The sequence below is a fragment of the Pseudomonas graminis genome, from assembly GCF_013201545.1.
In the GTDB taxonomy this organism is placed as follows: Bacteria; Pseudomonadota; Gammaproteobacteria; order Pseudomonadales; family Pseudomonadaceae; genus Aquipseudomonas.
The window spans coordinates 4,130,909-4,149,536 of record NZ_CP053746.1 but is presented as its reverse complement, the minus strand read 5'-3'; the positions used below and the strand labels follow the sequence as shown (position 1 = coordinate 4,149,536).

Sequence of the window (18,628 nt, the reverse complement as noted above, 5' to 3'; positions counted from 1 at the left end):
CCCGGCCTTGTTTCCTGCGCGAGATCTGTCCATGCGAATTCTGATCGTCAATGTCAACACCACCGAATCCATGACCGAGACCATCGCCGAGCAGGCCCGCAGCGTGGCCTCGCCTAGCACCGAGATCATCGGCCTGACCCCGCGCTTCGGCGCCGAGTCGGTGGAAGGCAATTTCGAAAGTTACCTGGCGGCCATTGCGGTGATGGACCGGGTAATGTCCTACGTAGGGCCCTACGACGCGGTGATTCAGGCCGGCTACGGCGAGCACGGCCGCGAAGGATTGCAGGAATTACTCGACGTGCCGGTGGTGGACATCACCGAAGCGGCGGCCAGCCTGGCAATGTTGCTGGGGCATAAATACGCCGTGGTCACGACGCTCGACCGCACCGTGCCACTGATCGAAGACCGCCTGAAGCTGGCCGGTGTGCATGAGCGCTGCGCGTCGGTGCGGGCCAGCGGCATGGGCGTGCTGGAGCTGGAGGAATTCCCGGAGCGTGCGGTCGAAGCCATCGTTGAGCAGGCCATCGAAGCGGTGATCCGCGACAAGGCCGAAGTGATCTGCCTGGGCTGCGGCGGCATGGCTGGGCTGGATCAACTCATCCGCGACCGCGCCGGCGTGCCGGTGGTGGATGGCGTGACCGCGGCGGTGGCACTGGCGGAATCACTGGTGCGTCTGGGGTTGAAGACCTCGAAAGTGCGGACCTACGCGACGCCACGGCCGAAGAAGATCGTCGGTTGGCCGTTTAAGTTGTAGACGACCAATGTTCAGCACACGCAGATTGAAGGCGAACGTATAACCTGTGGGAGCGAGCTTGCTCGCGAAGACTGCATTCCAGCCGCTGAAGATTTAGCGAAAGTTCGGGCCTCTACGTGAGCAAGGTGGAACGCCACCCCGGTCACTCCCACAGGTTTTGCATCTCCTTCAGGTTTTGCACCTCCTTCAGGTTTTGCACCTCCTTCAGGTTTTGCACCTCCTTCAGGCTTTGCACCTCCTTCAGGTTTTGCATCTCCCGCAGGTTTAGCGCTGCTCCCGTTACTGCCAAGTGTTTGGCCGCCCTCTGCCACACCGCCGCCGCATTCGCCTCCACCCGCCGAATCGTTTAGTATCCCCGCCGCCGGTTTCCACTCGGAATTAATAGGGAATCCCCAGGCGCGCTGCGCGCTGAGACGGAACTGTCCCCGCAACTGTAGGCGCTGAGCCCTGCTTCCTGTTTGCCACTGGGTGACCCCGGGAAGGCCGAAGCATGGCAATGATGCGCCAGTCAGGAGACCTGCCGGCCAGCATATTCATTCACCGGCGGGGTGTCCGGGGAAGGACTCCCGTTCGCGCGTCGCTCGCGCACGCTGTGCTCGCCCTCATCGTAGGGGCGCCCGTCGGGTGGACTTTCCAGCGCCTGCTTCGCCAAGCATTCAGGCTTTCTGGAGATCGCTGTTCATGCCGCTGCGCCGCCTCGCCGCCCTGCTCGTCACCCTGACCTTGCCCACTGCCGCCCTCGCTGCTTCGACGGTTTACCCCTTGACCGTGGATAATTGCGGCGAACCGCTGACCTTCACCCACGCCCCGCAGAAAACCGTGACCATTGGCCAGGCCGCCACCGAGATGCTCTACGCCCTCGGCCTGGGTCCGAACATCGTCGGCACGTCGCTGTGGTTCAATCCCGTGCTGCCCCAGTACCAAACCCTCAACAACGGCATCGAGCGCCTGGCCGACAACGCGCCGAGTTTTGAATCAGTGATCGGCAAACGCCCGGATTTCGTCCCGGTGCAGTTTGAATGGATGGTCGGGCCCCAGGGCGCCGTCGGCACCCGCGAGCAGTTTCGCGATCTGGGCATCCCGACCTACATCCTGCCGTCCGATTGCGAGGGCAAGAACAACCGGGTGGGCGCCGACGGCACGCGCCTCGAAGCCTTCCGCATCGACACCCTGTACAAAAGCCTGCGTCAGCTGGCGCAGATCTTCGACGTGCAGGACCGTGGCGAGCACTTGATCACGGGTTACCAAACCCGGCTGGCCCAGGCGGTGACGCAGGCGAAAGCCCATGCCAATCCGCCCGTCTCGGCGGTGTTCTGGTTTTCAAGCCCGGACATCAACGTCGACCCTTACGTGGCCGGGCGCAAGGGCATTCCCAATTTCATGCTCGACACCCTCGGCATGCGCAATGTCATCGACTCCGATGAGGAATGGCCGACCGTGGGCTGGGAAACCATCGCCAAGGCCAACCCGACGGTGCTGGTCATCGCGCGGATGGACCGCCGCCGCTTCCCGGCCGACGATCACGAGAAGAAGCTGGCGTTTCTCCGCTCCGACCCTGTCACCCGCAACATGGACGCGGTGAAAAACAATCGCATCGTGCTCATGGACGCCAGCGCCATGGAGTCCAGCGTGCGGCTGTTTGACGGCATCGAGCAACTGGCCCAGGCCACTCAAGCGCAATGACGTCATTCAGCATGCCCTCTTCAAGCGTCGTCCGAATCTTCGGCCACGGTGCCTGGGCCCTCGCTTTGCTGGCGTTGGCGGTGCTGGCGGGCGTGGCGATCGGCGAGACATCAATCAGCCTGCCGGTAATCGTTCAGGTGCTGGCCAACAAGCTGTGGGCCGCGGGTTTTCCTCTCGACCCTATCGACGAGGGCATCGTCTGGAATTACCGTCTGACTCGGGCCATCGTTGCCGCCACCTGCGGCGCAGGGCTGGCGGTGTCGGGCGTGGTCTTGCAATCGCTTCTACGCAATCCGCTGGCCGATCCCTACTTGCTGGGCATTTCCGCCGGCGCGTCGACCGGCGCAGTGTTGGTGGCGATCATCGGCATCGGCGCCGGTACGATTTCTCTCTCGACCGGCGCGTTTGCCGGTGCGATCGCCGCGTTCGCGCTGGTCGCCCTGCTCGCCCGCTCCTCCCGTGGTCAGACCGCTGCCGGCCAGATCATTCTGGCGGGCATTGCCGGGTCCCAGCTGTTCAACGCCCTGACGTCTTTCCTGATCACCAAGTCGGCCAATGCCGAACAGGCGCGCGGGATCATGTTCTGGTTGCTGGGCAATCTCAGCGGCGTGCGCTGGTCGTCGGTGGCGCTGTCAGTGCCGTTCGTGTTGCTCGGCTTGCTGGTGTGCCTGTGGCATCGGCGCGCGCTGGATGCGTTCACGTTTGGCACCGATTCAGCCGCATCGCTGGGCATTCCGGTGCGCCGGGTGCAGGCCGTGCTGATCCTCACTGCCGCGCTGATGACGGCGGTGATGGTGTCGATTGTCGGCTCCATCGGCTTCGTCGGTTTGGTGATTCCCCATGCGGTGCGCCTGGTGGCCGGCGTGCGCCATGCACGGTTGCTGCCCTTGAGCGCCCTGATCGGCGCACTGTTCATGATCGCCGCCGATGTGCTGTCGCGCACGCTGATCAAGGGTCAGGTGTTGCCGATCGGGGTGATCACTGCGCTGGTGGGCGCGCCGGTGTTTGCCATGATTCTGGTCCGCGGGAATCGTCCTCGATGAATGCGAGTCAGGAGGTGCCCGGCGCCATGCTCGAAGGCAGTGACCTGAGTTATTCGGTCAAGGGCGCGCCACTGCTCAGTGGCGTGAGCCTGGCGATTCGGCCGGGGGAAAACCTGGGGATCGTCGGGCCGAATGGCTCGGGAAAGTCGACGCTGTTGAAGTTGCTAGCGGGGATTCAGGCGCCGTCTCAGGGCGAAGTTCGCCTGGGCGGGAAGCGCTTGTCGGCGCTGAGCCGGCGGGACATTGCGCGGCAGGTCGCGGTGGTGGAGCAGCATGCCCAGACCGGCGATTCGATCAGTCTGTTGCAGGCGGTTGAGCTGGGGCGTACGCCGTGGCTGTCGGCGCTGGCGCCGTGGGGCGAGATGGATGACGGGATTGTGGCGAAGGCAATTGCGGATGTGAGTTTGCAGCCTCTGGTGCATCGGTCGTGGCATACGTTGTCGGGTGGGGAGCAGCAGCGCGGGCATATTGCGCGGGCTTTGGCGCAGCGGCCGCAGGTGTTGTTGCTGGATGAGCCGACGAATCATCTGGATATTCAGCAGCAGTTGTCGATTTTGCAGCTGGTGCAGGGTTTGCCGGTGACGACGGTGGTGGCGTTGCATGATTTGAATCAGGCGTTGGGCTGTGATCGTCTGGCGGTGATGGATGGCGGGCGGTTGGTGGCGCTGGGTTCGCCGTTTGAGGTGTTGTCGCCGGAGTTGTTGGGTGACGTTTTTGGGGTGCGGGGGCATTGGTTGGTTGATCCGTTTGACGGGGCTCGTATGTTGCGGCTGAGGGCGCCAGGATCAACGGCGTCGGCCTAACGGCCTCGTTTTCGCCTTCGGCGAGTTACTTGGAAAAGCACCCCAAGTAACCAAGGGTGCTTGCTCTCGGTTTGGCCCGACTTCGTCGGGTTCCTTCACTCCGGTCTCGCTCCGTGGGCCCGCCGCCATCCGCCATCCATGGCGGGGGGCGGCTCTCGCGGCATCCATGCCGCTCGGCCCACTCCGCGAGGCCTGCGTTCAGCCTGCACCCAAGTCGCGATTGGCGGTGACTGGGCTTTTTGTGCACGAAGATCAAAAGCAGATCAAGAGCAGATCAAAAGCTTCCCGGCTGAAGCCGGTCCTACAGGCGCGCGCGGTCTATTAGTGGGACCGGCTTTAGCCGGGAAGAGGCCAGTCCAGGCGCCGGCGGATTCTTCGGTTCGGACCCTCCTTGTGGGAGCGAGCTTGCTCGCGAATGCGGTTCCTCGAACACCACCCATCCAGCGCTCTCCCCCAACTTCAATACCGCGGCTTCACCGCCCTCCACTCCGGTTTGTATTTCTGCATCTGCCGGACATCGTCCCGCTGGCGAATGCCGCACGTTAGAAACTGGTCGTTGAGTTTGCCCAGTTGGTCGTAGTCCAGTTCAAGGCCCAGCCCGGGCTCGCGGGTGAGGTGGACGCAGCCGTCGATAATGGGGAGTTTGCCGCCTTTGATGACTTCTTCGTCCGGTTCTTGCCACGGGTAGTGGGTGTCGCAGGCGAAGTCGAGGTTGGGGACGGCGGCGGCGACGTGGGTCATGGCCATGAGGCTGATGCCCAGGTGGGAGTTGGAGTGCATGGAGACGCCGAGGCCGAAGGTATCGCACATTTTTGCCAGCGCCTGGGTGTCGCGCAGGCCGCCCCAGTAATGGTGGTCGGCGAGGACGATCTGCACGCTGTTCAGTGCGACGCTGCGGCGGAATTCGTCGAAGTCGGTGACGACCATGTTGGTCGCCAGCGGCAGGCCGGTGCGTTTGTGCAGTTCGGCCATGCCTTCCAGCCCGGGCGTCGGGTCTTCGTAATACTGCAGGTCGTCGCCGAGCAGTCCGGCCATGCGGATCGAGGTCTCCAGCGACCAGTTGCCGTTGGGGTCGATGCGCAGCGGATAGCCCGGGAATGCCTTTTTCAACGCCTTGATGCACGCCACTTCGTGCTCCGGGTCCAGCGCGCCGGCTTTCAGTTTGATGCTCTTGAAGCCGTAGGCTTCGATCATGCGGCGCGCCTGGGCGACGATCTGTTCTTCGCTCAGCGCTTCTCCCCAGCTGTCCGGCGCGTAGGGCGAATCGGCGTGTTGGGCGTATTTGAAGAACAGGTACGCACTGAACGGCACGCGGTCGCGAACGGCACCGCCCAGCAGGTCAACCAGTGGCAGGTTCATGGAACGTGCCTGCACATCCAGAAACGCCACTTCGAACGCCGAATAGGCATTGCTCACCGCCTTGCTGGCGTGGGAGCCCGGCGCCAGTTCAGCCCCGGCAATACTCGCTGGCTTGTTTGCAGCAACGGTCGCTTTGACCACCGCGCGCAGGTGGTTGAGGTTGAACGGGTCCATGCCGATCAACTGGCTCTGCAACTGCTGCTGGATCGCCAGCGCAGGTGCATCGCCGTAGCTTTCGCCCAGCCCGAGGTAGCCGTTGTCGGTTTCCACTTCAATGATCGAGCGCAGGGCAAAGGGCTCATGGATGCCGCTGGCGTTGAGCAACGGCGGATCGCGGAAGGCAATCGGGGTGACGGTGACGCGTGTGATTTTCAAATGACTTCTCCCGGTCAATCAGGGTGTGAGCTTAGGGTTTCAGGCTTGGAGTTGAGCTGAGCGAGGTCGCTGTACGAAGGGTTGCAGCGTCTTCAGGCTTGGGGCGGTGCGGGTCGCCTTTGGGCGTGGTGCGGGCGAAGAAGATCACCACGGCCGCCACCAGCGAGGTCAGCGCCAGGCCGTACATGCCGCCTTGAATCGAGCCGGTTTTCTGCTCGAGAAAACCGAACGCCGTGGGCGCCACGAAGCCGCCGAGGTTACCGATGGAATTGATCAGCGCGATGACAGCCGCCGCAATGCGCGCGTCCAGATAGCCTTGGGGAATCGGCCAGAACAGCGCCGAAGCTGCCTTGAAACCGATGGCAGCAAAACAGATGGCGACGAAGGCGAAGATCGGCCCGCCGACGGTGGACATGAACATCCCGCACGCGGCAATCACCAGGGTGACCGCAACCCACGCCTGTTGATGCTTGAAGCGAGCGGCCAGCGCGGCGAAGCCGTACATGGCGATGATCGAGATGATCCATGGGATCGAGTTGAACAGGCCGACTTCGAAATCGCTGAGGCTGCCCATCTTCTTGATCATGCTCGGCAGCCAGAACGTCGCGCCGTAGATGGTCAGGGCCACGGAAAAGTAGATGAAGCAAAAGAGCATGATCTGCCGGTCGGCGAGCAGTTTGAAGATGGACGGTTTGACCACCTGAGCCGCTTCACGGGCGCGTTGTTCCGCGTCGATCGCGCTGATCAGTGCGCCCTTCTCTTCTTCGCTCAACCATTTGGCTTCGCGGGGATGGGACTGCAGCCAGAACCAGACGAATCCGCACAGGGCGATGGAAGCAAAGCCTTCGATGATGAACATCCACTGCCAGCCGTGCAGGTTCAGGCCGCTGACGCCGAGCAGCGCGCCGGACACCGGCCCGGAGATCACCGACGCAATGGCGGAGCCGCTGAGAAAGATGGCCATGGCCTTGCCGCGTTCGCTCGAAGGCAGCCACTGAGTGAAGTAGTAAATGATGCCGGGGAAGAACCCTGCTTCTGCCGCGCCGAGGATGAAGCGCAACACATAGAAGCTGGTTTCACCGCGCACGAAGGCCATGGCCATCGCCGCTGCGCCCCAGGTGAACATGATGCGCGTCAGCCAGGCGCGGGCGCCGAAGCGTTGCAGGAGCATGTTCGACGGGACTTCGAACAGCGCGTAGCCGACGAAGAACAGCCCGGCGCCGAGCCCGTAGGCAGCCGCGCCGATGCCCAGATCGGTTTCCATGTGGCTACGGACGAAGCCGATGTTGACCCGGTCGATGTAGTTGACGATGAACATGATGACGAACAACGGCAACGCATGACGCTTCACCTTCGCGGCCGCGCGGGCCAGTACGGTGGGATCGGCGCCGCCGATGGGTTCACTCTGGGGAACTGTGCGGTTCAAGGTGCGACTCCCGGTCTTTGTGATTTTTTTTGGGATGGGAAATGCAGGTGATGAACCGATCATGGACCGGCGCATTGTTCCCGTCTAATCTAGATTGACTGTTGATTGATACCCGGAATAGATCAATGTTCGAGCTTGCCCAGCTGCGCTGCTTCACCACCGTCGCCACCGAACTAAACTTTCGCCGCGCCGCCGAACGCCTGAACATGACTCAGCCGCCGCTCAGTCGGCAGATCCAGTTGCTTGAGCATTCGCTGGGCGTTCAGCTGTTCAACCGCAACACCCGCAGCGTCGCGTTGACCGCGGCGGGCCGGGCGTTTTTTATCGAAGCGCAGACGCTGCTGGAACGTGCACATCAGGCGGCCATTGCGGCGCGACGCTTTGCCGAGGGTGACATCGGCTCGGTGACCATCAGTTTCGTCGGCAGCGCGGTGTACGAGTTTTTGCCGCGGGTGATCGCCGAAGCCCGGCAGAACCAGCCCCACGTAAAAATCTCCCTGACCGAGCTGAACACCTACCAGCAACACGAAGCCTTGCGCGCCCGGCGCATCGATCTGGGCATCGTGCGGGCGCCGCTGCTGCAGCCCGGTTATGAGACCGAATGCCTGGTCCGTGAGCCGTTCGTGCTGGCGGTGCCTAGCAGTCACCCGCTGGCGAACGCCCGGAACATCAGCGTGCAAGACCTCGACGCGCAGCCCTTCCTGATGTACTCGCACTCGGCCTATCCGCCGTTCAACGAACTGCTCACCGGCATGTTTCGCTCGGCGCAAGTGGCGCCCGAGTACGTGCAGTGGCTGGGTTCGTCGCTGACCATTCTGGCGCTGGTGAATGCCGGCATGGGCCTGGCGCTGGTGCCGCGCTGCGCCGCCAATGTGGTGTTCAAGGGCGTGACGTTCCGCGATATCGATCTGGGTGAAGGGGTGCAGAGTGAGCTGCATCTGGTCTGGCGGTCGGACAACGACAACCCGGCGTGTCAGATGCTGCTGGAGGCGATTCGCGCGGCGGTGAAAGCTGAAGGGGTGTGAAGCGGATGCGGCCGGGAAACCATCAATCACGCCGCAAGAGTAACGGTGCCTGCACTGGCCTCTTCCCGGCTAAAGCCAGTCCCACTAAACCATCCGCGCGCATTCAATGGGACTGGCGGGAACACCGACTTGTGGGACCGGCTTTAGCCGGGAAAGCGTCAGTGGGCACACCGCACCAGTGACGTCCGCATCCGGCTCAGCACTTAGGTGCGCTGGGCGGCTGCCGACACATCCAGAGGCGCTGCATCCTCCGGCGTGGTCGAAAACGGCTCAATCTTGCCGACGATAAACAGGTAACTGAACGCCCCCAACAGGGCAAACGCCCCGGCGGTCAGCAGTGGCGCGGTGAACGAACCGTTGCCGATCACCAGCATGAAGCCGGTGAAGGTGGTGATGAAAATGCCGGCGGTGTTCGACGCGAAGTTCTGTATCCCGCCGATCGACGCCACGTGGGCCGGAGACGGCGCCACGTCAGCCGGCAGGCACCAGATGCTCGCGCCGGCAAACGCCAGGCTGGCATAGGCCAGGCTGAAAAAGCCGAGCATCGCCCAGGTACTGTCGACAAACACCGACAGGGAAATGCTCGACGACATCAGCATGCCGCCAACGATGCAGGTCTTGCGCGCGGCGGTCAGGCTCCAGCCCCGGCGATACAGCGCGTCGGAAGTCAGCCCGCCGATCCAGCCGCCGACAATGGACGCCACCGCCGGAATAGTGCCCAGCGTGCCCAATGATTTCAGCGAGAACCCGCGTTCGGTGACCAGGTAAGTCGGAAACCAGGTGATGAAGAAATAGATCACGAAGTTCAGGCAGAAGAAGCCCAGCATCATTCCCCACAGGGTGCGGTGGCGAAACAGCGATGCCCACTTCACTTTCGGCCGTGCCGCGAGGGTCGCCGCCTTGACCGCCTCATGCTGCTCGATGGCGGCCACGGCCTGAGGCTCTTTGTAGATCAGGAACCAGCCCACGACCCAGATCAGGCCCACCGCGCCGGTGATGATGAACGACGCGCGCCAGCCCCACAGCTCGATGATCAGCGCCACCAGCGGAATGGACAGCGCCGAGCCGACCCGTGAACCGCTGTCGAAGATGCTGGTGGCAAAGCCGCGCTCCTTGACGTCGAACCACTGGCTGACGATTTTCGCGCAGGACGGATACGCCCCCGCCTCTCCCACGCCGAGCATCAGCCGGCAACCGAACATCGACGCCAGGCTGCTGGCCGCCGCGGTGGCCGCCGTGAACAGCGACCACCAGGCGACCGCGAGGGGCAGCGCGATGCGTGCACCGACCTTGTCGACGAACCAGCCAAAGGGCATTTGCATAAGTGCGTAGGTCCAGAAGAAACCGCTGAGCAGCAGGCCCATTTGCCCTGAGCCAAGACCGAGTTCTTTCTGGATGTAGGGGGCGGCAACCGCGAGGTTGGCCCTGTCGATGTAGTTGATGGCCACCGCGAGGAAGCACAGAAAAATTACCAACCAGCGCCCTTTCTGCATGGCGAGTCCTCCTAATTATTTTTATGAGTAAGACGTCGTTAGAGCTTCGTCTAGCGCCCAGTCCCTGATCTGCGCGCTGTTCACTGATGGACTGAGCATCCGTCAAAAACCGCAGAATTGGCCTGACCAAATATCCGAATGCAGCGGATACTAGACCCGCAAATCGGGTTAGGGAAATCGAAAAGGCGATTTATTTGCTGAATTACGGCTCGACGGTCGGGATTTGCATAATTTGGCCTGACCAATCTATGCTGCTGCGCACGCCACGCTCCGCCCGGCTTCAACGAAGCACTGGCGGTCTTGAGCGGCCCGCTCCCATAACAACAAGGACTGCGCAATGAAAATGACCTTCCGTTGGTACGGCGACAGCGATCCCGTCACCCTGCCCTACATCCGCCAGATCCCCGGCATGACCGGCGTGGTCTCGGCCATCTACGACATCCCGGTGGGCGAGGTCTGGCCGCTGGAAAAGATCGCCGCCCTCAAGGCTACGGTGAATGCCCACGGGCTTGAGCTGGAGGTCATCGAGAGCGTGCCGGTCCACGAAGACATCAAGCGTGGCTTGCCTTCCCGCGATCAGTTGATCGACAACTACGGCCAGACCCTGCGCAACCTGGCGGCCTGCGGGATCAAGGTGGTCTGCTACAACTTCATGCCGGTGTTCGACTGGACCCGCTCGACCCTGGCCATGGAGCTGCCGGACGGTTCGACCACCCTGGCGTTCGACGTGGCGGTGATCGAGCAGGCCAATCTCGATAACGGCATCAGCCTGCCCGGCTGGGACGTCAGCTATGAGCCGGAAGTCCTGCGCGCGCTGATCAACGAATACGCGCAGGTCGATGAAGCCACCCTGCGAGAACGGCTGGCGTACTTTCTCGAGCGCATCATTCCGGTGGCCAAGGATGCGGGCATCAAGATGGCCCTGCACCCGGATGACCCGCCGCGCTCGATGTTCGGCATGCCGCGGGTGGTGAAGAACCGCGAAGACCTGGCGCGCATTCTGGCGATGGTCGATGACCCGGCCAATGGCTTGACCCTGTGTTCAGGTTCACTCGGCGCGGACCTCGGTAACGATATCCCGTCGCTGGTGCGGGAATTCGGCGGTCAGGGGCGCATTCACTTCGCCCATCTGCGCAATGTGAAGGTCAACGAGGCCGGTGACTTCTACGAAACCGCCCACCGCTCCGAAGACGGCTCGCTGGACATGGCCGAGATCGTCAAGGCCTACGTCGAGACCGGCTTCGAGGGCTATTACCGTCCCGACCATGGGCGCATGATCTGGGGCGAAACCGGCAAACCGGGCTATGGCCTGTACGACCGCGCGCTAGGGGCGGTGTATTTGAACGGGTTGTGGGAAGGGATTCGCAAAACGATGGCGTGAAGCGTCAGCTCAGGGTGCACGTTGACGAGTGGGGAATACTGACCATGTGGGAGTGACCGGGGTTGGCGGTCTTGCTTACGAAGACGGCGTCTCAGCCGCTGAAGATGTAGCGGATGTATGCGCCTCTTCGCGAGCAAGCTCGCTCCCACATTATCGGCGTACATAGTTTCAGCGCAGCTCCGCTTCCATGCCATCGAGCCACCGCGCTTCTGAACGTCGCAGGTGTTCGCGCATGGCGGTCTGGGCGCCGATCAGGTCGCGGGTCTGGACGGCGTGCAGGATGGCTTCGTGCTCGGCCACCGCCATGGCCCAGGTTTCGCGGGTTTCGGAGTGTTCGCTGACGTGGGCGGTGAGCGGGCTGTAACGCTCTTCGAAGAGGGAGGTGATGATGCGCACCAAGGTCGAGTTGCCGCTCATTTTCGCCAGCCGCTGGTGGAATTTGCGATCGTCGTCCAGCGCCGGCACACCTTTGAGCGCACCCTCGCGCATCTTGTCGATGCACCCCTGCAGGTAGCGAAAGTCAGCCTTGCTGCCGTGCAGGCAAGCCAGCATCACGCTCTCACCTTCGATCAACGCCCGGGCCTGCATCAACTCTGACGGGCTTTCTCCCAACGTGCGGGTTTTGCCTTTGACGCCGAGCAGGTGCTCACAGACGTAGATGCCGGAGCCCATGCGGATTTCGACGCTGCCTTCGATTTCGAGAGCAATGAGGGCTTCGCGCAGAGACGGACGAGAGACGCCGAGCAACTGGGCCAGATCGCGCTCGGGGGGCAACCGCGCGCCGGGGGCGATGCCATGCTTGCGGATGTGCTCGCGCAATCGGTCGGCAGTGATCTGGTACAGGCGGCGTTCGGGTGCTGGGTTTGGCGCGGTCATCAATCACGTTCCATCAAGATGCGCCGGAGGATATCACAGGCGTTGGGGCGCCTTGTGAGGTGGCCAGAGATGCGGTCATGACTGGATGCACGCGAGCGTTTAGTGGGACCGGCTTCAGCCGGGAAGAGGCCAGTGCGTTCACCCTCGATTTTGCGGTGTACCAATTGACGCCTTCCCGGCAAAAGCTGGTCCCACTATGGATTCTCAGTGGGTCAGCTGGGGATCAATCGGCTAACGCTCCGCCAAGCTGCGGCTGCTCAAACCCCGCAATTCTCCGCCCCATCTCCACCACCGGCAAGAACCTGCGGCGTTTCTTCTCCTCGTGGTTCTGCGCGATGTCGGCAATGCGGTGCTGCAAAAACGGGTTCAAAAAACGATCGCGAACACTATCCAGATAGTCCCGCGCCTGATCCCCTTGGCCCTTCGCCGCAAACACCGGCAGCACCTCCCGCTCCCACAGATCCTCCAGGCTCCCGCGCAGCAGCGGGTCGTTCATCGCCTGAAACACCGTTTCGTCCGCCGGCCGGCCATCCTTCAACCACCGCTCGGCCAGCCAGGTGTGCCCGAGATTGAGCATGAACAATTTGAACTGCTCGTACTGCTCAAGCTGATCCGTCACCACCACGCAAGGGTGCGTACACGGCAGCACCAGCCCCGGCTGCCGCCCAATCGCCCAGATCGCGTACGGCTCGGCAATGGCGCCAACCGGCTGAATGGGCTGCGAGACGATGCGATCAACCAGGGAATTCGCCCAGCGGCAGGTGTCGCGCAGATAGTGCGTAAACTCGATGTTGATGCCCCACTCCGTCGCCAGCGCAATGATCAGGTCGCGCAGCACGTCGCCATTGCGCGACACCAGTTCACAGGGGAACAGCGACAACGCTGCATCAGGGTTCGCCTGCCAGCGGTCATGGAGCAACACCAGCAGTTTCGCCGGAAAACTCCTGGGCGTCGGGGCATCAGCGGCCAGGCAAGACGCAATGTCAGCCGCGTCCAGCACGTAACCGTTGTCGCCGGTATTGGAAATCACCACCTGCACGTCGTGCCGCATCGCCTGACGAATCACCGACCAATCGGGGTTGGCGTGCAGCGCCCCGGCAATCGAGGTCGACCAATACTCTTCATCTACTGTGCGACCGGCTTCTGTGCCCTGGATGCGCACCGGATACCCCAAGCCGCTGGCCAGCGCCTGCACCCGCCGGGCACTGTCCGCGCTGGATGTGGTTTGCACGACAGTAATTCTGCCCAGCGCTTCGCCCTTTTCAAGCGCCTGGGAAATGAACAGATCGACGTGGGCCTGAAGAAAACGGCTGGTGCCGAACTGCAAGATCGGGGTAAACGGGGTCGCACGCATCCCCGCGCCTCCTAGCATTCGACGATGGCTTTGACGACGCGCTGCGCCGGGTCGAGCAGCGTGGTGAAGCGCTCAGTCACTTCGCTCAGGGCCATGCGGTGGGTGTTGAGCGCTGCGTCGGGGATCAGGCCGTCGCGCAGGCATTGCTCGACGTAGCGGAAGTCCTCGACGGTGGCGTTACGGCTGCCCATCAGTGTCGCTTCGCGCTTGTGGAATTCAGGGTCGGAGAAGCTGATGGTGTCGCGAACGATGGATACCAGCACGTATTTACCGCCGTGGGCGATGAACTCGAAACCGCGCTCCATGGCCTTGGCGTTGCCGGTGGCGTCGTACACCACATCGAAGAATTCACCCTGGGTCAGTTGCTCCAGTTGCTGCTTGTCGTCCGCGCCGATCAGCACGGCCGAGTCGATCTGCAGGTGCTGCTTGCAGAAGGTCAGACGGTCCTCCCGGGTGTCGAGCACGGTGACCTTTGCCCCGCGCAGGCGGGAGAAAATCGCCACTGCCATACCGATCGGTCCGGTGCCGACCACCAGCGCGCGCTGGCCGGATTGCACGTCCGAGCGACGCACCGCATGGGCGCCGATGGACAGAAATTCGATCATGGCCGCCTGATCCAACGTGACCCCGTCGGCCTTGAGCACGAAGCCGTGGGGCAGGCTCAGGTATTCGGTAAACGCGCCGTCGCGGTGGACGCCGAGCACTTGAATGCGCACGCAGCAATTGGTCTTGCCCTGACGACAGGCGATGCAATCGCCACAGGACAGGTAGGGCATCACGTACACCACGTCGCCAGGCTCAAGGCCGCTACCCGCCTCGCTCTGCTCGACGATGCCGGAGAATTCGTGGCCCATGACCCGGGGGTATTCGAGAAACGGCTGGTTGCCGTTGAAGATATGCAGGTCGGTGCCGCAGACGCCTACCCGCTTGATGCGGACCAGCGTTTCGCCAGGGGCGCGTTCGGGTTTCGGACGGTCAAGGGCCAGGAGGGATCCGGGTTTTTCGCAGACGACGGTGAGCATCTTCTTTCTCCAGACCAGGCACGCCGGCGCAACTGGGAGGGCCGAAGCCGTTTGTTGCCGGGCAATGATCTTGTTGTTGTGGGGTGGCTGATGAATGCTGAAAGCGCGGGCCGCAGCTGAATGGCTCGCCCTGCGGCTCAGGAAAAAACTACACAGCCGCCTGATCATTGGCAAGACCAATTAATGAATCAAGCTATTGGCCTTACCAGATTTGTGATTCGATGTTCCGGCGCGAACGCCCGTGCTACCGCTGTAAATCCCTACAGCCGATGGTTATGATCGGAGCCCATGACTTCCCCATTGCCGATCCGCTCGCCCTGCCCGCCCGGCGCCTGTCAATGCGACCGCGACCAACTGTTGGCGCTGGACGGGGCAGATGTGCGCATCCTTCGCCTGACCCGCCAGGAAGAGAAACGCCTGCTCGATCGTCTGGAAAATATCGCCAGCCTGGAAGATCTGCAGCGCCTGCAAACGCGAATGTTCGACCAACTCGGCATCCGCCTGGACATCGCTCCCGGCTTCAATGAGGTGCGCAGCATGCGCGGCATGGTCATCGACATCGCCGCACTGCCCGGCATGTGCCGCAAGACCCGCGCCGCCATCCCCGCCGCCATCCGCCGCGGGCTGGAAAAAAACCCCGAAATCGCCTGGCGCTTGCTCAACGCCCACGACTTGTTGCGGGATGCCTGACCCCGGTGACCTGCCCGCAGGCTCTGTCACTGCAGAACCTGCATCACTACGGCCTTACTTCTCCCAGTCCGCCTTGGCGATCTTCAACCCGTGCAAACCGTTGTAGGCCGCGCGTTTGGGCTGCTCCCAGCCTTGCAGCAACGCCGCATCAAGGTCGTAAACCTCGACGCCCAGCGGCCGGCAAACGGTCAGTGGGTCCTGAGCATCCGGGCCCCACATTGGCAGTGAAAGGTCGCCCCCGGGGCAGGTCGATAAGGCACAGAGCAGGTCAATCTCGGCGAAAAACTCCAGGTAATCCCCCTGTTTGGCCGGGCAGGCTTTCATGAAATACAGGTCGTCGTGATTCAAGCCGGTGCACTGGAAGATGTTCAGCACGTCGTGGACGTCAAACTCGGTCAGGCCGTGGGGCAACACGGCGCGGGTCAGGTTCGAATGGCAGTGGTGGTGAAAGTCTTCGCCGGTGAGCATTTTGTTCACATAGGGATCGCAGCGGGTGCCGAGCAGGTCATGCAGTCTGCCGCCGTGTTCGTCGATGCCGTAACTGGCGAGGCTGTCGTCGGTGATGGTGACCATCGGCCGCAGGAACGGCAGGTTAGACCACAACCGGTCATGGGTCGTGACATGGGCGCCCTGCAGTTGCCGGGTGCGTGCCGCCCACATGCGCTCGCGGGGGTCGTCGGCACTCCAGACATTGAAGTCGCCCACTTGCGGGCCCACCGGGGTGGTCACACGGAACACCTGCCCGGCCTTGACCTTCCAGGCCCGCCCGGTGCGGATGGGCACTTCGAATTGCTCGACCAGGGTGCGGCTGTCCTGCGCCTCGCGAATGCGTTGATAAAAGGCGGTGTCGACCTGCAGGGCCGAGCCTTTGCTGACCTGATAAGCAGCGGGATAGTCTTTGTACATGGGGGCTCCGGGCGAGTGGGTTTTCAGCTGATGCATTGAGCACAGCACAGCCCGTGCCAAGGGATGTGCGGCATTCAACACGCACAGCCACAACCTGTTATTTGGAATTTAATTTCCATCTGTACAAGTAATAGAACTGCGGCTAGCATTGCGACAGCCTCACCGAGGCCCCGAATCGACCTCAACAAGACCTCACCGAGAGGCGCCAGGGGATTCACATGCTCGACCGCGCCAGACGTTTTTCCATCAAGCAGATCGCGACTCAGGCCGGCGTGAGCAAGGCGACGGTCGATCGCGTCCTGCACCAGCGCGGCAGCGTGCATTACCAGACCCACCGCCGCATTCATCAAGCCCTCGAAGAACTCGAAGCCCAGGAAAAGTCCGGGCCTGCGGTGGGCCGCACCTTTCATATCGATGTCATCCTGCACACACCCAAGCGCTTCAGCGATGCAGTGCAGGAGGCAATTCTCGCGCAGCTCGGCAATCTGGCGCCGTTTCGTATCTTTCCGCGTTTTCACCTGTATCAGGCCATCGGCACGCAGCAGATGCACGACCTGATCCTGCGTTGCGTCGGCAAAGGCAGTCAGGGCCTGATCATCAAGGCCGCAGATGAGTTACCGATCAACGAGGCAGTGAATCAGGCCACGGCGGCGGGTGTGCCGGTGGTGACCTTTGTTTCCGATCTGCCCCAGAGTGAGCGCATCGGTTACATCGGTATGGACAATCGCACCGCCGGGCAAACGGCGGCGTACTTGATGTCCCGCTGGCTGGCCGAGGAAGCGCAAGACGTGGCCGTGGTGATCAGCAGTGAGCTGTTTCGGGGCGAGGAAGAACGGGAAATGGGTTTTCGCACCTGGCTGCGCAGCCGTGCGGCCCATCTGCGCGTGGTCGACGTCACCGGTGGGTTTGGGGTGCATGAGCCGACCTTTGAAAAAGTGACGCGCGCGCTCCAGGACAATCCGTCGATCAAGGCCATTTACAGCGTCGGCGGCGGCAACCGCGCCATCGTTGAAGCCTTCGCGGCACTCAATCGCCCCCTGGAGGTGTTCATCGGGCACGACCTCGATCAGGAAAACCGGCAACTGCTGGCGGAAGAAAAGATGGCCGCGATCATCGATCACAACTTGCACGTGGACGCCCGCAACGCGTTTCTGCACATCCTGCAGTTTCATCGCCTGTGGAAGGCGGTGCCGATTCCCGTTTCCCACGTGCAGGTAGTCACGCCGTTCAACCTGACGCACTGACGCACTGACGCGCAGTCACACCCGTTACGCCGATCACCCCATAACAACAATCCCGGAGATCCACCCATGCTACGCATTGCTGTCCTCGGCGCAGGCCGTATCGCCAACATTCACGCGGCCAATGTGGCTGCCAATCCCGACGTGCAACTCGTGCTGATCGCTGATCCATGGCGCGAAGGCGTCGACACCCTGGCCGGGAGGTTGGGTTGCGCGGCGGCCTACGATTGCGCCGAGGCCATTGCCCGGGACGATGTGGACGCGATTGTCATCGGGACGCCGACCGACACCCACATCGACCTGATGCTGCGGGCGGTTAAGCTGGGCAAACCGGTGCTGTGCGAGAAACCCATTGACCTGGATTTCGCCAAAGCCGCCCGCGCAGTGGAAGAGATCGAGCGCCTGAACGGCAAAGTGATGCTGGGTTTCAACCGCCGTTTCGACCCGGACACCTTGCAGATGCGCAAAGCCATTACACGGGGGGACATCGGCGAGGTGCGCCAAGTGGTGATCACCAGCCGTGATCCGGGGCTGGCGCCGGTGGAGTACCTGACCCACTCCGGCGGCATCTTCCGCGATATGACCATCCATGATTTCGACACCGCACGCACACTCCTCGGCGAGGAACCCATCGAAGTGATCGCCATCGCCAGCCGACTGGTGGAGCCCGCGCTCGCCCAGATCGACGACTACGACAGCGTGATGGTCCTGCTGCGCACCGCCTCCGGCAAACAGTGCCACATTAATTGCTGCCGCGAGGCGGTGTATGGCTACGATCAGCGCCTGGAAGTATTCGGCTCAAAAGGCATGATCCTCAACGACAACCATCGCCCGAGCACGGTGCGCAGCTACAGCGCCACGCAAACCGAAGTGCGCGAGCCGCTGGAGAATTTCTTCCTCGAGCGTTATGCCGCTTCCTACCGCATCGAACTGAACCAGTTCATTGACGCGGTGCGCGGCAACCAGCCCCTGCCGACCAACGCCCGCGATGGCTTGAAAGCTTTGCATCTGGCGAACTGCGCCATTGAGTCGATCAAGACCGGGCGGGCGGTGAAGGTAGTAGCCTGAAGGAGAATTCTCAGATCAAAGGCCTCCCGGCTAAAGCAGGTTCCACGGTCTGGGGTCATGGCAAATATCGCGAACTGCACGCAATGCTTTTAGTGGGACCGGCTTTAGCCGGGAAAGCGCCGGTGTAGC

17 protein-coding genes and 1 riboswitch are annotated in these 18,628 nt (G+C 62.4%); of the genes, 9 read left to right on the top strand and 8 right to left on the bottom strand.

Features of this window, described 5'->3' with window-relative positions; all coding sequences use genetic code 11:
* The first annotated feature begins 31 nt into the window (after window positions 1-31).
* Entirely contained in the window at window positions 32-754 is a 723-nt protein-coding gene (locus FX982_RS18565; protein WP_172611974.1) for an aspartate/glutamate racemase family protein, read from the top strand.
* 142 nt (window positions 755-896) lie between these two features.
* On the opposite strand, the gene FX982_RS18560 is transcribed toward FX982_RS18565, so the two are convergent.
* Window positions 897-1,088: a hypothetical protein gene (locus FX982_RS18560; protein WP_172611973.1), complete on the bottom strand. Its 192-nt coding sequence runs from the start codon at window positions 1,086-1,088 to the stop codon at window positions 897-899.
* Between the two features lie 11 nt (window positions 1,089-1,099).
* A riboswitch (cobalamin riboswitch) is annotated at window positions 1,100-1,293 on the top strand.
* A 142-nt stretch (window positions 1,294-1,435) separates the two neighbouring features.
* Here FX982_RS18560 and FX982_RS18555 point away from each other — a divergent pair.
* The 3 genes from FX982_RS18555 to FX982_RS18545 are packed head-to-tail and all read left to right on the top strand — an operon-like array spanning window position 1,436 to window position 4,283.
* Entirely contained in the window at window positions 1,436-2,437 is a 1,002-nt protein-coding gene (locus FX982_RS18555) for an ABC transporter substrate-binding protein (RefSeq protein ID WP_172611972.1), read from the top strand.
* Between the two features lie 11 nt (window positions 2,438-2,448).
* Window positions 2,449-3,480, top strand: coding sequence for a FecCD family ABC transporter permease (locus FX982_RS18550; protein WP_172611971.1), 1,032 nt, complete (start codon window positions 2,449-2,451; stop codon window positions 3,478-3,480).
* Window positions 3,477-4,283, top strand: coding sequence for an ABC transporter ATP-binding protein (locus tag FX982_RS18545; protein ID WP_172611970.1), 807 nt, complete (start codon window positions 3,477-3,479; stop codon window positions 4,281-4,283). Before FX982_RS18550 ends, FX982_RS18545 begins: the two co-directional genes overlap by 4 nt.
* A 459-nt stretch (window positions 4,284-4,742) precedes the next feature.
* Here the strand turns inward: FX982_RS18545 and FX982_RS18540 are convergent, their stop codons facing one another.
* Together FX982_RS18540 and FX982_RS18535 are read right to left on the bottom strand one after the other, a co-directional pair.
* Window positions 4,743-6,017, bottom strand: a complete 1,275-nt coding sequence (locus FX982_RS18540; protein ID WP_172611969.1) for a glucarate dehydratase family protein — start codon at window positions 6,015-6,017, stop codon at window positions 4,743-4,745.
* Window positions 6,018-6,048: 31 nt separating this feature from the next.
* Window positions 6,049-7,335: an MFS transporter gene (locus FX982_RS18535; RefSeq protein WP_172613102.1), complete on the bottom strand. Its 1,287-nt coding sequence runs from the start codon at window positions 7,333-7,335 to the stop codon at window positions 6,049-6,051.
* A gap of 233 nt (window positions 7,336-7,568) precedes the next feature.
* Here FX982_RS18535 and FX982_RS18530 point away from each other — a divergent pair, with 233 nt between their 5' ends.
* Window positions 7,569-8,468, top strand: a complete 900-nt coding sequence (locus tag FX982_RS18530; protein WP_172611968.1) for a LysR substrate-binding domain-containing protein — start codon at window positions 7,569-7,571, stop codon at window positions 8,466-8,468.
* Window positions 8,469-8,671: 203 nt separating this feature from the next.
* On the opposite strand, the gene FX982_RS18525 is transcribed toward FX982_RS18530, so the two are convergent.
* A complete protein-coding gene (locus FX982_RS18525; RefSeq protein WP_172611967.1) occupies window positions 8,672-9,961 on the bottom strand; it encodes an MFS transporter in 1,290 nt (429 codons plus the stop codon).
* A gap of 337 nt (window positions 9,962-10,298) precedes the next feature.
* On the opposite strand from FX982_RS18525, the gene uxuA reads away from it, so the two are divergent.
* Window positions 10,299-11,342: a mannonate dehydratase gene (uxuA, locus tag FX982_RS18520; protein WP_172611966.1), complete on the top strand. Its 1,044-nt coding sequence runs from the start codon at window positions 10,299-10,301 to the stop codon at window positions 11,340-11,342.
* A 168-nt stretch (window positions 11,343-11,510) separates the two neighbouring features.
* On the opposite strand, the gene FX982_RS18515 is transcribed toward uxuA, so the two are convergent.
* The 3 genes from FX982_RS18515 to FX982_RS18505 all read right to left on the bottom strand — a co-directional run bounded on the left by FX982_RS18515 (window position 11,511) and on the right by FX982_RS18505 (window position 14,594).
* Complete coding sequence (locus tag FX982_RS18515) at window positions 11,511-12,218, bottom strand: FadR/GntR family transcriptional regulator (protein ID WP_172611965.1); 708 nt, start codon at window positions 12,216-12,218, stop codon at window positions 11,511-11,513.
* A 223-nt stretch (window positions 12,219-12,441) separates the two neighbouring features.
* Window positions 12,442-13,572: a mannitol dehydrogenase family protein gene (locus FX982_RS18510; RefSeq protein ID WP_172611964.1), complete on the bottom strand. Its 1,131-nt coding sequence runs from the start codon at window positions 13,570-13,572 to the stop codon at window positions 12,442-12,444.
* An 11-nt stretch (window positions 13,573-13,583) separates the two neighbouring features.
* Window positions 13,584-14,594 (bottom strand): zinc-binding alcohol dehydrogenase family protein, encoded by a 1,011-nt coding sequence (locus FX982_RS18505; protein ID WP_172611963.1) that lies wholly within the window; start codon window positions 14,592-14,594, stop codon window positions 13,584-13,586.
* Window positions 14,595-14,882: 288 nt separating this feature from the next.
* Between FX982_RS18505 and FX982_RS18500 the strand changes: the two genes are divergently transcribed.
* A complete protein-coding gene (locus FX982_RS18500) occupies window positions 14,883-15,284 on the top strand; it encodes a hypothetical protein (protein WP_172611962.1) in 402 nt (133 codons plus the stop codon).
* A 54-nt stretch (window positions 15,285-15,338) separates the two neighbouring features.
* Here FX982_RS18500 and FX982_RS18495 read toward each other — a convergent pair whose 3' ends face one another.
* A complete protein-coding gene (locus FX982_RS18495) occupies window positions 15,339-16,190 on the bottom strand; it encodes an urea carboxylase-associated family protein (RefSeq protein WP_172611961.1) in 852 nt (283 codons plus the stop codon).
* A 218-nt stretch (window positions 16,191-16,408) separates the two neighbouring features.
* On the opposite strand from FX982_RS18495, the gene FX982_RS18490 reads away from it, so the two are divergent.
* Together FX982_RS18490 and iolG are read left to right on the top strand one after the other, a co-directional pair.
* Window positions 16,409-17,434 (top strand): LacI family DNA-binding transcriptional regulator, encoded by a 1,026-nt coding sequence (locus FX982_RS18490; protein ID WP_172611960.1) that lies wholly within the window; start codon window positions 16,409-16,411, stop codon window positions 17,432-17,434.
* Between the two features lie 66 nt (window positions 17,435-17,500).
* Window positions 17,501-18,499 carry an inositol 2-dehydrogenase gene (gene iolG, locus FX982_RS18485; RefSeq protein ID WP_172611959.1) on the top strand — a complete coding sequence of 333 codons (999 nt, stop codon included), beginning with the start codon at window positions 17,501-17,503 and terminating at the stop codon, window positions 18,497-18,499.
* Window positions 18,500-18,628: the final 129 nt, after the last annotated feature.

Excerpts from the sequence above, each read along its gene's own strand:
- FX982_RS18565 (WP_172611974.1), top strand. The coding sequence starts at position 32 with ATGCGAATTCTGATCGTCAATGTCAACACCACCGAATCCATGACCGAG.
- FX982_RS18555 (WP_172611972.1), top strand. The coding sequence starts at position 1,436 with ATGCCGCTGCGCCGCCTCGCCGCCCTGCTCGTCACCCTGACCTTGCCC.
- FX982_RS18550 (WP_172611971.1), top strand. The coding sequence starts at position 2,449 with ATGCCCTCTTCAAGCGTCGTCCGAATCTTCGGCCACGGTGCCTGGGCC.
- FX982_RS18545 (WP_172611970.1), top strand. The coding sequence starts at position 3,477 with ATGAATGCGAGTCAGGAGGTGCCCGGCGCCATGCTCGAAGGCAGTGAC.
- FX982_RS18535 (WP_172613102.1), bottom strand. The coding sequence starts at position 7,335 with ATGTTCATCGTCAACTACATCGACCGGGTCAACATCGGCTTCGTCCGT.
- FX982_RS18530 (WP_172611968.1), top strand. The coding sequence starts at position 7,569 with ATGTTCGAGCTTGCCCAGCTGCGCTGCTTCACCACCGTCGCCACCGAA.
- FX982_RS18525 (WP_172611967.1), bottom strand. The coding sequence starts at position 9,961 with ATGCAGAAAGGGCGCTGGTTGGTAATTTTTCTGTGCTTCCTCGCGGTG.
- uxuA (WP_172611966.1), top strand. The coding sequence starts at position 10,299 with ATGAAAATGACCTTCCGTTGGTACGGCGACAGCGATCCCGTCACCCTG.
- FX982_RS18515 (WP_172611965.1), bottom strand. The coding sequence starts at position 12,218 with ATGACCGCGCCAAACCCAGCACCCGAACGCCGCCTGTACCAGATCACT.
- FX982_RS18510 (WP_172611964.1), bottom strand. The coding sequence starts at position 13,572 with ATGCGTGCGACCCCGTTTACCCCGATCTTGCAGTTCGGCACCAGCCGT.
- FX982_RS18505 (WP_172611963.1), bottom strand. The coding sequence starts at position 14,594 with ATGCTCACCGTCGTCTGCGAAAAACCCGGATCCCTCCTGGCCCTTGAC.
- FX982_RS18500 (WP_172611962.1), top strand. The coding sequence starts at position 14,883 with ATGACTTCCCCATTGCCGATCCGCTCGCCCTGCCCGCCCGGCGCCTGT.
- FX982_RS18495 (WP_172611961.1), bottom strand. The coding sequence starts at position 16,190 with ATGTACAAAGACTATCCCGCTGCTTATCAGGTCAGCAAAGGCTCGGCC.
- FX982_RS18490 (WP_172611960.1), top strand. The coding sequence starts at position 16,409 with ATGCTCGACCGCGCCAGACGTTTTTCCATCAAGCAGATCGCGACTCAG.
- iolG (WP_172611959.1), top strand. The coding sequence starts at position 17,501 with ATGCTACGCATTGCTGTCCTCGGCGCAGGCCGTATCGCCAACATTCAC.